12 protein-coding genes are annotated in these 11,407 nt (G+C 42.6%); 5 read left to right on the forward strand and 7 right to left on the reverse strand.

Features of this window, described 5'->3' with window-relative positions; genetic code table 11:
- Positions 1-117: 117 nt before the first annotated feature.
- The 7 genes from WJR50_RS23160 to WJR50_RS23190 all read right to left on the reverse strand — a co-directional run bounded on the left by WJR50_RS23160 (position 118) and on the right by WJR50_RS23190 (position 6,839).
- Positions 118-891 (reverse strand): hypothetical protein, encoded by a 774-nt coding sequence (locus WJR50_RS23160; protein WP_341295676.1) that lies wholly within the window; start codon positions 889-891, stop codon positions 118-120.
- The gene (locus WJR50_RS23165) at positions 884-2,245 is read right to left on the reverse strand and encodes an FAD-dependent oxidoreductase (RefSeq protein WP_341295677.1); all 1,362 of its coding nucleotides are present in this window, start codon (positions 2,243-2,245) and stop codon (positions 884-886) included. The genes WJR50_RS23160 and WJR50_RS23165 overlap by 8 nt, the downstream gene beginning before the upstream one ends.
- A gap of 3 nt (positions 2,246-2,248) precedes the next feature.
- On the reverse strand, positions 2,249-3,301 hold the full coding sequence (locus tag WJR50_RS23170; protein WP_341295678.1) for an ArsO family NAD(P)H-dependent flavin-containing monooxygenase: 1,053 nt from the start codon (positions 3,299-3,301) through the stop codon (positions 2,249-2,251).
- Positions 3,301-4,386, reverse strand: coding sequence for an ACR3 family arsenite efflux transporter (arsB, locus tag WJR50_RS23175; RefSeq protein ID WP_341295679.1), 1,086 nt, complete (start codon positions 4,384-4,386; stop codon positions 3,301-3,303). The genes WJR50_RS23170 and arsB overlap by 1 nt, the downstream gene beginning before the upstream one ends.
- Positions 4,387-4,399: 13 nt before the next feature.
- Positions 4,400-5,752, reverse strand: coding sequence for a protein-disulfide reductase DsbD family protein (locus tag WJR50_RS23180; RefSeq protein ID WP_341295680.1), 1,353 nt, complete (start codon positions 5,750-5,752; stop codon positions 4,400-4,402).
- 4 nt (positions 5,753-5,756) lie between these two features.
- Entirely contained in the window at positions 5,757-6,404 is a 648-nt protein-coding gene (locus tag WJR50_RS23185; RefSeq protein WP_341295681.1) for an arsenate reductase/protein-tyrosine-phosphatase family protein, read from the reverse strand.
- Between the two features lie 105 nt (positions 6,405-6,509).
- On the reverse strand, positions 6,510-6,839 hold the full coding sequence (locus WJR50_RS23190) for an ArsR/SmtB family transcription factor (RefSeq protein WP_341295682.1): 330 nt from the start codon (positions 6,837-6,839) through the stop codon (positions 6,510-6,512).
- A 122-nt stretch (positions 6,840-6,961) separates the two neighbouring features.
- Here WJR50_RS23190 and WJR50_RS23195 point away from each other — a divergent pair, with 122 nt between their 5' ends.
- From WJR50_RS23195 to WJR50_RS23215, 5 genes are all read left to right on the forward strand, one after another.
- Entirely contained in the window at positions 6,962-7,456 is a 495-nt protein-coding gene (locus tag WJR50_RS23195; RefSeq protein ID WP_341295683.1) for a GNAT family N-acetyltransferase, read from the forward strand.
- 67 nt (positions 7,457-7,523) lie between these two features.
- Positions 7,524-8,840 (forward strand): NAD(P)-binding domain-containing protein, encoded by a 1,317-nt coding sequence (locus WJR50_RS23200; RefSeq protein ID WP_341295684.1) that lies wholly within the window; start codon positions 7,524-7,526, stop codon positions 8,838-8,840.
- The gene (locus WJR50_RS23205) at positions 8,828-9,991 is read left to right on the forward strand and encodes an MFS transporter (protein ID WP_341295685.1); all 1,164 of its coding nucleotides are present in this window, start codon (positions 8,828-8,830) and stop codon (positions 9,989-9,991) included. The genes WJR50_RS23200 and WJR50_RS23205 overlap by 13 nt, the downstream gene beginning before the upstream one ends.
- Positions 9,982-10,554 (forward strand): sigma-70 family RNA polymerase sigma factor, encoded by a 573-nt coding sequence (locus WJR50_RS23210; protein ID WP_341295686.1) that lies wholly within the window; start codon positions 9,982-9,984, stop codon positions 10,552-10,554. The genes WJR50_RS23205 and WJR50_RS23210 overlap by 10 nt, the downstream gene beginning before the upstream one ends.
- A 58-nt stretch (positions 10,555-10,612) precedes the next feature.
- Entirely contained in the window at positions 10,613-10,810 is a 198-nt protein-coding gene (locus tag WJR50_RS23215) for a hypothetical protein (RefSeq protein WP_341295687.1), read from the forward strand.
- Positions 10,811-11,407 lie beyond the last annotated feature (597 nt).

Here is an 11,407-nt window from a genome sequence, read left to right on the forward strand (position 1 = left end):
ACGCAATTTTTAGCCGATTCAATTGAATTGAATTCAAAAAAGTAAAGAAGTTGCTTAAGCTTTTCATCTTGAAAAATTAAGTTAGAATATTCTACAATAGTGGATCAGGGATAAACTTTAATTCTTTCTTAAACTCAGCCAATCACTTTGCTCATAGACGTTAAATGTATATGCCAGATGTTTTCTGATCCTTTCCGATGCTGGATATAATAACTGTGCTTTTCTAAATGAACGCAGGGCATTCAGATACTGCCCTTCCTCATAGTATTTGATTCCTACATTGAAGTACTGCAATCCTATGAGGGAGATCCACAAAACAGCCTGTTCTCCTTTGAAAAGCATTTTTTGTTGAGTATGTACACCATGCATAGGATCAGTGGCCTCAAAGACAAGTGTTTCTTCCTCTAGAAATACCCTTAGAAAAACATGCTGAGGGGTTTCATAAATCATATAGGGTATATTCAAATATTCCAGTACATAAGCGTAGAGCATCGTTCCACTCAGACAATTATATTCTCCCTTGCGGATAAGATCTGCAAAGCTGGCCTGCGCCTGGTATCTTTTGAGAAATTTCTGATGCAGCTGATAAAATAATCTCTTGATAAGCCAAAGCGTGTCGTTTACTTGGGTTTGTTTCCTTTGTAGCTTCAACAGTTCTTTTTGTAGTTTATCTGAAAAACTTGAGAAAGTAATGCTGTCTAAATGAGGATCATAGGCAGACAGCATGGAAAGTAAATCTACCCCTTTTCCCTGTTGCCAGTCATGAAAGACTTGCTGCTCCTGGTAAGTATCAAAGAGCACACAATAGCGCAGCTCCAAAATCTCCTGGGCAAAACTGGCCTGATAAAACAAGCCTGAGCACAACACTAATATAAGTTTCCAACTATGCATGTATAGAAGTATTATAGATTCTAAGCCAATGCTGAGCACTCATCTGCAAAGCATCCCACGGAGTACCCAGAGGTGGGCTATAACTTAGATCCAGATCATTGAGCTGCTCTACTGTGGAGAATTGGTGAATAGCCGTTGCTACCACATCTATGCGTTTGGCCACTTCTGCTTTTTGTGCCCCCCACATTTGAACTCCCAAAAGCTGTTGGTTATCACTTCTTGCCGTGAGCTTGATCAGGATAGAAGAGGCTCCGGGATAATACGATTTATGATCATACGCTTCATACACTGCTGAAAAGCAAGGTATTCCGGCTTTTCTGGCTTCACCCTCTCTCAAGCCTGTTCTTGCTGCCACATGATCAAATACTTTGACTACCTGCGTGCCCAGAGAGCCTCCGTAATAGCGTTTACCACCTGCTATATTTTCTCCGGCTACTCTTCCCTGCTTATGGGCGGTGGTTCCCAGGGGTAAATAGTCATATTGCTGTAACAGTCTGTGATAAGTTTCACAGCAATCTCCTGCTGCATAAATATCTTCCAGGTTCGTATGCATCAATCCATCAACTTTGATAGCACCCCTGGCTCCTGTATGGATTCCAGCCTGATGCGCAAGTTCGGAAGCAGGCTGTGCACCAGTTACCACCAGTACAACTTGGCCTCTTACCTCGGTTTTGTTAGTCTCCACAGATAGGCTTCCATTACGCTGACTTATCTTCTTGACCAGATGGTTTTGATAGAGGTGTATTTTTTTTGACATCAAATAATCACGAACCACCAACCCCAACTCCGGGTCGAAAGTCTGTAGTGGATAATCTGACGCTTCAATCATATGGACAGTTAACTCCCTTAAGGTAAATGCTTCTGCCATTTCTACACCAATGTATCCTGCACCAATGATCACTACTTCTTTTACTTGATGCTCTTGCAGGTAAGATGCTATGATGAGCATATCATCTATCCAGCGTAACTGGAAAACACCAACTAAGTCAAGCCCTTCTATAGCAGGAGTAACAGATTTTGCTCCAGTGGCCATGAGCAGCTTGTCGTAAGCAAATACTTCTTTACCTAAAGGAGTAGAGACTGTTAATTTCTTGTCTTCAGGATGAATCTGTTCTACTTCATGATGCAGCAGCACGTCAATACCTGCGCTTTTTAATTCTTTCAGTGACCTATGAGCCAACTGATCTGGCTGAGTTACTTCTTTGCTTAAGTAAAAAGGAATCCCACAGATGCTGTAGTTGGGATATTCATCTTTGAGTAACATATGAACCTGAAAAGAAGGAGCAACCTCTTTGATACGCAGAGCAGCACTTACTCCGGCATCACTGCCTCCAATGATGAATATCTCAACCATAGTTTAAGTTGATATTGATAAATACTGCTCAATTTCCTGCACTATTTGTCTGGCACTTCGTCCGACTCCAATTAATGTAGCGGAAGCAAAACCAGTCCAGCTACCGTAGCCTACCAGCCATAAACCCTCTATCTTCAAAGCTTTGGTATTTTCATTGAGTATCCGGCCATTGTTTTCTATAACATTCAATGGTTTGAGGTGCTCCAGCGCAGGGCGAAAACCGGTACAAAAGATGACCGAATCTGCTTTTATAAATTCTCCGTTCTGAAGTACTACTCCATCCTTTTCAAAATACTCAATGGTGGGCTTAGCTTTAAGCACTCCTCTTTCTCTGGCTTCTTTAACCGAGGGCACCATGACGATATCTCCTAAAGAAGGAGGACGATAGCCTTTCCCCTGCTTTTGGGCTTCATATAAAGCAGAAGCCCTGTCAAAGAGTACTCTTCCATCTACGTCATCGGGAAGAAAGGAAGGTTTTTTGGAAGTAAGCCAGCTAGTTTGTGCAAGCTGACTCACTTCAGCAAGGATTTGTGCTCCAGAATTACCTTCTCCTACGATGATCACCTGCTGATTTTTGAAAGGTTCAGCAGAACGGTAAGCAGCAGAATGTAAAATCTCACCTTCAAAATCATCCATTCCCTGAATCTGAGGAATGAAAGGCTTGGTAAAACTTCCCGTAGCACTCACTACTACTTTAGTCTGGAAAACACCTTGGTTAGTCTTCAGTTGGAAAAGGCCCTTTACCTTCTCAACCTTTTCCACATGGGTAGGTCTTTGTACTGCCAACTGGTATTTCTCTTCGTATTTGCGCAGATAATTCAGCGTATCCTCCCGACTGGGATAGTAATCCGCCCCTCCGGGCATTATTGTTCCGGGAAGGCTACTAAAAGTTGCCGGGGAAAACAGCCAAAGGGACTCCCAGTAGTGTTGCCAACTTCCTCCCGGCTTTTCCTCTTTATCCAGGATAAGGTATTTGAGATCAGTTCTTCGCAGGTAATAGCCAACTGCCAAAGCACTTTGTCCTCCACCAATGATGATGACATCGTAGATTTCCATTAAGATTCTACTTTAGAAGGCTGGGCTCCGTACAATTTTTTTCTAAACCAAAAAGCAAGATTGACCAGTAATATCAATGCCGGCACTTCAATGAGCGGGCCTACTACTCCGGCAAAAGCCTGCCCGGATTCTATGCCGAATACCCCTACGGCCACTGCGATGGCCAGTTCAAAGTTGTTGCCGGTAGCTGAGAAGGAGATGGAAGTATTTTCTGCGTAATTGGCGCCTAGCTTTTTGGCCAGAAGAAAGCTCAGCACGAACATTAGCCCGAAGTAAATCACCAGAGGTATTGCGATGCGCAGTACATCTAGTGGGATATCTACAATCGTCTGCCCCTTAAAGCTAAACATCACCACTATGGTAAAGAGCAGCGCAATCAGGGTCAGTGGACTGATCCTGGGAATGACATGTTCTACATACCACTTTTCTCCTTTTGTCTTGACAAAGAAGTAACGTGTCAAGAAACCTGCTAGAAACGGAACGCCAAGGTAGAGAAATACACTCTCGGCTACTTCTCCCATGCTGATATCTACCACTGAGCCTTCAATACCGAAATAAGGCGGCAGCACAGTAATGAATAACCATGCAAAGAAGCTGTAGAAAATGACCTGGAAAATGCTGTTCAAAGCCACCAGTCCTGCAGCATATTCTTTATCTCCCTGTGCCAGATCATTCCAGACCAGCACCATCGCAATGCAGCGGGCAAGGCCAATGAGGATCAGGCCGATCATGTATTCGGGATAGTCTCTTAAAAATGTAACGGCTAGCAGAAACATCAGCACCGGACCAATGATCCAGTTCAATACCAATGACAGAGTTACAACTTTCAGGTTCTTGAAGACTTTACCCAAATGCTCATAGCGCACTTTGGCAAGCGGTGGATACATCATCACAATCAGACCAATAGCGATAGGGATATTGGTTGTACCAGCTTGAAACTGACTAAAAAAGCCTTCTATATCAGGAACGAGGTTGCCTAAAGCCACACCAATAGCCATAGCCAGAAAGATCCAGAGGGTCAGGAATCTATCAAGCAGGGAAAGTCTTTTGGGTTGATTTTGCTGTATAGTGGTTTTCGTTTTCATCGTGTTTTGTCTGTTAACTACTCTCCAGAAAGAGCATCATCTCTTCTGTTTTGGTGTAGTCATTGGTTTTGTAAATGACATTACCTTCAGCATCAGTAATGAGAAAGAAAGGTATGCCAATCTTTAGCTCAGGAAAACGCTCATCATTTCTGTATTTCTCAAACTCAGCAGAGGTATCGTAGACTTTGTAGAGTACTGCGTTTTGCAGTGCCTCGTTGAGCGCCTTGTCTTCCTGCGTCATTTTTTGAAATGCTTTGCAGTTGGTACACCAGTCGCCATGAAAGTCTACAAACACCAGCTTACCGCTTTGAGCCGCCTGTTGATAGGCTAATTCTTTATCCAAATACCAGCTTAACGCTCCTTTCTGCTCAATGGAAGAAGTACTGGCTATCGCAGCATCATTACCAGCTTTACCTGCTGAGACCGGTAGCACTAACATTTGTGAACCCATCAGGAAAAAACCAAGTACAGCTGCCAAAGCAAATAGAGACTTCTGCATTCTGAGTTGTTTCATTGCTGAATCAGCTTGTAGTTTGTAGATAGCCCAGACAAAAAGAAGTGCGCTCAATACCAGATAAGTAGCTGTAGTATCTTCAAAGCCCCATATGTTTAGTGCTTTTACCACATAGCCAAGAGCAAAGTAGCCAATAAGCAAAGCAAATATCCACTGTACATACAGCATCCATTTACCACTTTTAGGCAGACCCAAACCGAATACACCAAGTAATAATACCGGCAGCCCTACGCCCATTCCAAACAGTAACATCTTGAATGCTGCACTTAAGGTCATGCCAAGGGTGACTATAGTTGATGAACTTGCAATGGCTAAGAGAATACTTACCACAATAGGACCTACACAGGCAGAAGATAACATGCCTGCCCCGGCACCCATCAGGAAGCTTCCTGCTAAACCTTGCTGCTTGCTATCTACTTGACCACCAAACAAAGGGAGGTGCAGCAAATCAACCGTGGCAAGCGCCATGATAAAGAGCAGTATCCCAATCAAAAGATTAGCGATAGGCAGCCGAAAAACTTCATTGAACATACCACCACTCAGGGAGGCTAAAACCCCAAATAGAAAATATATGGCTGCCAATCCAATATAATAGATCAAAGGATGCGCAAATTTTCCAAGGCTGCTTTGCCTGCCTCTAAGGAAATTTACCGTCAAAGGATAGACAGGGTACACGCAAGGCAGCAGACTTGCCAGCACTCCTCCCAGCAGTAAGAAGAAATAGCTGCCTATGCCAGAAGAGGCTGCCAGTTCCTCTCCTACCCACTTGTTCATGGTATCAAAAACTGACTGTGCATGCACAGGGATGAGCATGTACAGCATCAATGCAGTAAGAATGAGCTTCTTAAACATAAAACTACGACTTCACTTTAGACATCATAAAGAACATCTCTCTTGCGATCTGATGACAACGCTCATCATATTTAGCTTCTTCCTGCGCTGTTCCATCAAAGTCTTTGGGATCATCATAAGGAATAGGAATACGCAATGAAGTACCAGGAATAAAAGGACAGTTCTTATCAGCTTCAGAACATGTCATGATGGCGGCAAAGTCTTTCTGAGGATTGATTTCATCATCATACTTTTTGGAAAAAGCTTCCACGGTAGGAACACCTTGAGCATAATTTACAGCATACACCGGATTATCTCCTTCTTTGACAGTATTGATATCAAAACCTGCTTTCTTCATGGCTCTTACGGCACGAGGATTAAAAGCAGTAGCTTCTGTTCCTCCTGAATAGGTCTCCACACCTTCCACACCATAGTAGTGTGCTGCTGCCTGTGTCCAGAGCTGAGACATATGGCTGCGACGGGAATTATGCGTACAAATAAAAGTCAGCTGTACTTCCTCTTTGGAACTTTGCTTGCTTTTGATATACAATGCCAGCTTGGTCAGAGCCCTTTTCCGCTCTTCAGGGATTTGGTCAAATTCAGAGATTACTTGTTGCACATAAGGTTGTAGCGGTGCATTCAACTTGTTGGGAGTGATTTCTTTAGAAGTCATAGCGCTTAAGATTAAAAGCATAAACAGGCTTAGGGAAAAAGTTTTCATAGTCAACATCATTTGATTGTGTTATTGTAATTTTACGATAAGAACACATAAATTTTTTTAGCAGCAGTTTTTCTTAGGAGTCAAAGAAGCAAACAGGTTGATCAACATATCACGGGCTTCCTCCCAGGCTTCTTCATGGATACAATAGCCGATTCTAGGTCCTTCAATTTCTCCTTTGATAAGACCTGCGTTCTTCAACTCACGCAAATGCTGAGAAATGGTAGATTGTGAAAGTGGCAACTCTTCTACCAACTCTCCACAAAAACAGCTTTCATGTTTGAGCAAAAACTCAATAATAGCTACTCTGGCTGGATGTGCTAAAGCTTTAGCATACTGAGCAACCTTATTCTGTTGCTCATTAAATACTGCTGTCTTACTGATTCCCATAATGAACTTTTGTTATCGTAAAGTAACGATGAGTATTTTGAAATAGCAAAATTATCTTGCATAAATTTGTTTAAGTATCAGACACACCATTGACCAAAGAAACATTTACCTAGTCATCATTTATGGATATACAGATACAGCCTTTCAAACCTGAGTATTGGTCTGAAGTTGCTCAAATTTACCAGCATGGGCTACTAAGCCGCAATGCAACCTTTGAAACTGGAGTCCCTTCCTTTGAAGTCTGGGATAAAAAATTCCATCCACACCTGCGCTGGGTAGCTGTTCAGCAAAAGCAGGTAGTAGGATGGGCAGCTCTTATGCCCATATCTGAGAGAAAAGTATATGCAGGTGTGGCTGAAGTAAGTATTTATATGCATCCTGATTTTGCAGGACATGGCATAGGTAAAAAGTTGATGCAGCATCTCATTACTGAAAGTGAAAAGGCAGGAATCTGGAGCTTATTTGCTTCTTTATTTCCGGAAAACACGGCCAGTGCACGTATACATGAATCTCTTGGCTTTAGAAAAGTAGGTTACCGGGAGAAAATCGCTCAACTCGATAGTATCTGGAGAGATACGGTAATCTATGAAAAAAGGAGCACTACGGTAGGCATTTAAAAATTCTTCAGATTTTTGCGTCTTTTTACCTGCGGTCCAGTCTTCAGTTTAAAAAGACATGAATCTTATGAATAATCTTCCTGTAGCCATCATTGGAGCAGGGCCGATAGGTCTGGCAGCTGCAGCCCATTTAACTTTAAGAAACCAACCTTTTTTACTTTTTGAGGCAGGCACTACGGTAGCCAGTAGTATTCTTTCCTGGCAGCATGTGCAGGTATTTTCTCCCTGGCGCTATAATATAGACAAAGCAGCACGGCAACTACTGGAAACCTCCCCCTGGCAAGCTCCTGATGATGAAGCATTGCCCACCGGCAAAGCACTGTATCAAAAATACTTTCTTCCCTTTTCTCAGCTTCCTGCCATCAAGCCTTTTGTCTCACTGAATAGCAAGGTGATTGCGATTGGCCGGAAGAATCTGGATAAAGTCAAAACCAAGGCCAGAGAAGCTTTACCTTTTGTCTTGCAGGTACTTCATCAAAATGAAAACATCAAACACTATGAGGTCAAAGCAGTCATAGATGCTTCAGGTACCTGGAACTCACCCAATCCTGTCGGTTCTGGTGGGGTCTATGCTGTAGGGGAAACAGAACACCGTGAGCATATCATTAATGGCATTCCTGACATAGCAGCTACACACCAGCAGCGATACATAAACAAAAGCGTGCTGGTGGTAGGCAGTGGTCATTCGGCAATCAACACCATTCTGGAATTGAATAAACTCAAAGACTCTTATCCAGACACACAAATTCACTGGGTGCTGCGCAAGAAGCATGTCAGTGAGGTGTATGGTGGAAAGGAAGATGACACCTTACCTGCAAGAGGGGCTTTGGGTATTAAAATTGAACAGTTGGTCAATGAGAACAGGGTAAATGTCTACACTCCCTTTCAGGTGCAGCAAATCATAGGACAAGAGGGTAAGCTTACGCTTATTGGTTCTCAATATGATGAGCAAAGGGCTTTACCCGGCATAGATGAAATCATCAGCAACACAGGCTCCCGTCCTGATTTCTCTTTTTTAAGAGAAGTCCGGCTCAGCATTGATTCCGCCCTGGAAAGTGTGGCAGAGATTGCAGAACTCATAGATCCTAACATCCATAGTTGCGGCACTGTCCGGCCTCATGGAGAACTGGAGCTCCGTCATCCTGATAAAGGCTTTTATATCGTAGGCTCTAAAAGTTATGGGCGTGCGCCTACCTTCCTAATGGCTACCGGATATGAACAGGTAAGGTCGGTGGTTGCTGCTATTGCTGGAGATTGGGAAACAGCCAGAAAAGTAGAGCTGGAATTACCCAAAACAGGCGTATGCAGTCTGAATAATGCAGAAGAGGCCTGTTGCGGAACCCCTGCTGAACCTGAAAAGCTAGCCTCTGCATGTTGCGGGTGATCAGCAAGCCATGGACAAATCTCAAAACGCCAGTGTACGCTTCTCTTGCACTGGCTTTTGCCAGTTTTGGCGATGCTTTCTTCTACCCTTTTCTACCGGTTCATGCAGAAGAGATAGGAATACAAATAGGTTGGGTAGGCTTACTGCTGTCCATCAACCGTTTCATCCGCATTTTCTCCAATCCCCTACTGGTAAAGATTTTCAGCCGCTATGGTTTTAAGTGGATGACTTTAGTGGCTGTTATCCTGGCCATAATCTCTACGGCAGGTTATGGCATGGGGTTAGAGATGATGGGTTGGCTCATGCTACGAGTTTTGTGGGGCATTTCCTTTTCTGCCTTACGCCTCTCTTCTTTGGGATATGCTTTACAACATCCAAGTGCGGACTTTTCGCTGGGAATTAGCAGAGGCATTTATGAGCTGGGACCTATGTTTGCCTTGCTGGTGGGTCCGCTCCTGATCAAAACATGGAATCCTGCTGTTACTTTTCTGATGCTGGCAGCAGCTTCTTTACCTGCGCTTTACTTTGCCTGGCATCTGCCTGATTTGAAGCATGCTCCACCAACTAAAAAATATCCTTTGCTCAGTATACCATCTACTTTTAACCTGCTCACTTTGATCACGACTTTTCTGGTAGAAGGTATGCTGATTGTCTTACTTGGCAAGCTGTTGCTGGAAACAGATCATCATCTAACAGCAACTTCTGCTATAGCACTAGCCGCAGCCTGGCTAGTATTCAGAAGAGTAAGTTTTCTGGTATTTGCTCCGGCTGGAGGTTATCTGGCAGATCAGTGGGGATTGGACAGGCTTTTCAGCGGATCTGTAATTTTGATCTGTTTAGGATTTATACTGTTATGCTTTAATCATTCATTTCTTGGTCTTTCCATCATTTTCATTGCCAACAGCATTAACGCTTCTCTTGCTCCGGGTGGAGCATCACAGGGAGAAGAAGATAAAGTGCAAGCTGTGGCAGAGAACGCCACTTGGAGAGACATAGGAGCTGCCTTAGGAGCATTGGCAGGAGGCTTGCTTTTATCATCCGATCACCTTCATCGTATATTTATGCTAGCAGTGATGCTTTTACTGATGGTACTCTGCTTGCATCTCAAAGACTCAAAGCATTTACTTAAAAAGTTATTGTCATGGAATTAGCCACTTTATATACAGATTTTCATAAAACGCTCCTGACCTATATCAGAAGCAAAACAGATTCTAAAGAAGATGCGGAAGATATATTGCATAATGTATTTGTTAAGATCGCAGGTCATGAAGACATATTGGCTCAGAAAGAAAATCTAAAAAATTGGGTATTCATCATTACCCGAAATGCTGTTTATGATTATTATCGCAGCAAAGGCATTGGGCAACATGAGAAGCTTGGGGAAGTTTCTACAAATAACCTCGCCACCACTGATACAACTGCTCCTGCTCAAGGCTTAGAGGCATGTTTGCTACGCTTCATAGACCAACTTCCTGATACAGACAAACATCTTTTAATTGCCTCTGAATTAAAGGGTGAAAAGCAGAACGAACTTGCTCAACAATACCACATGCCTTATTCTACGCTTAAGTCAAGGGTACAAAGAGGGCGAAATAAATTAAAGCAGATGCTTACCGATTGTTGCCAGATAGAGATCAATAAAAGAGGGGAAATTCTGGAGGTCTTGCCTAAAAATAATTGTGCTGAAAATAGCTGTAATTCTTGTGAAGGATGATGCGTCTTTTCTTAAAGATGCGCGTCTTTACTTCTGAAAACATTATAATTTATTTCTTATGGAAAAGACTATTTTAAACATCCCCGTATTACAAAAAAGTAAAGGCACACGAAAAGTATCTGCAAAAACCATTGCCTCGTGTTGTGCCCAACCTGCTAGTGGTGAATCATGTTGCAGTCCAAGTCAATCACCAGAAGAGAATGAAGGTGAATGTTGTGCTCAACCTGAAGATGGCTCTGCCTGCTGTAATAAGTAATTCAGTACATACGTGATCCCGGTAAAAGACTATGAAGGCCTCCTATTGAGCGAATAGCTAGGGAGGCTTTTTATGTTATGAGAATTAATATTAGAATTTAATCAGCATTCAGAACTCTTGTAGAGGATAAAAGCCAGTTGATAATGAATCCTTTATCTTTTTAAATAAAAGGTATAAAACCCTAGGGTAGAACCCTGGACCCAACTTTCCGAGTCGGACGGCCGATGCCGCAGAGCCTAGGGGAATTAGACCACTAATGATTAAATGAACGCTTAAATGTTAATTCGTAAGTATATTATAAGTTTCCTTTACTGAGTTGATTGGATAAGCCAATGCAAAAATGTTCTACAAGGTTCGAGTACTTCTAAGCCTCAAAGTTTTAGTAACAAACACCAGGATTAATATAATATCTACATAACATGATAGATTTGACAGGATTCCTTTAGGTACTTTATGTCTCTTTTTATATCTTTAAAACGGTGCAAATCACCACAAATAATATTGTGTCCAAATCGTGGTCCATTGATTTTATTTAAATCGTAAGCTACTGATTAACAAGGGTTTTATAATTTTGGGTGTAGGGCTGCCGCCCCGACA

Source organism: Catalinimonas locisalis, from assembly GCF_038039535.1.
Classification (GTDB): Bacteria; Bacteroidota; Bacteroidia; order Cytophagales; family Cyclobacteriaceae; genus Catalinimonas.

Coding starts and splice junctions, on each gene's coding strand:
- WJR50_RS23160 (WP_341295676.1), bottom strand. CDS start 891: ATGCATAGTTGGAAACTTATATTAGTGTTGTGCTCAGGCTTGTTTTAT.
- WJR50_RS23165 (WP_341295677.1), bottom strand. CDS start 2,245: ATGGTTGAGATATTCATCATTGGAGGCAGTGATGCCGGAGTAAGTGCT.
- WJR50_RS23170 (WP_341295678.1), bottom strand. CDS start 3,301: ATGGAAATCTACGATGTCATCATCATTGGTGGAGGACAAAGTGCTTTG.
- arsB (WP_341295679.1), bottom strand. CDS start 4,386: ATGAAAACGAAAACCACTATACAGCAAAATCAACCCAAAAGACTTTCC.
- WJR50_RS23180 (WP_341295680.1), bottom strand. CDS start 5,752: ATGTTTAAGAAGCTCATTCTTACTGCATTGATGCTGTACATGCTCATC.
- WJR50_RS23185 (WP_341295681.1), bottom strand. CDS start 6,404: ATGACTTCTAAAGAAATCACTCCCAACAAGTTGAATGCACCGCTACAA.
- WJR50_RS23190 (WP_341295682.1), bottom strand. CDS start 6,839: ATGGGAATCAGTAAGACAGCAGTATTTAATGAGCAACAGAATAAGGTT.
- WJR50_RS23195 (WP_341295683.1), top strand. CDS start 6,962: ATGGATATACAGATACAGCCTTTCAAACCTGAGTATTGGTCTGAAGTT.
- WJR50_RS23200 (WP_341295684.1), top strand. CDS start 7,524: ATGAATAATCTTCCTGTAGCCATCATTGGAGCAGGGCCGATAGGTCTG.
- WJR50_RS23205 (WP_341295685.1), top strand. CDS start 8,828: ATGTTGCGGGTGATCAGCAAGCCATGGACAAATCTCAAAACGCCAGTG.
- WJR50_RS23210 (WP_341295686.1), top strand. CDS start 9,982: ATGGAATTAGCCACTTTATATACAGATTTTCATAAAACGCTCCTGACC.
- WJR50_RS23215 (WP_341295687.1), top strand. CDS start 10,613: ATGGAAAAGACTATTTTAAACATCCCCGTATTACAAAAAAGTAAAGGC.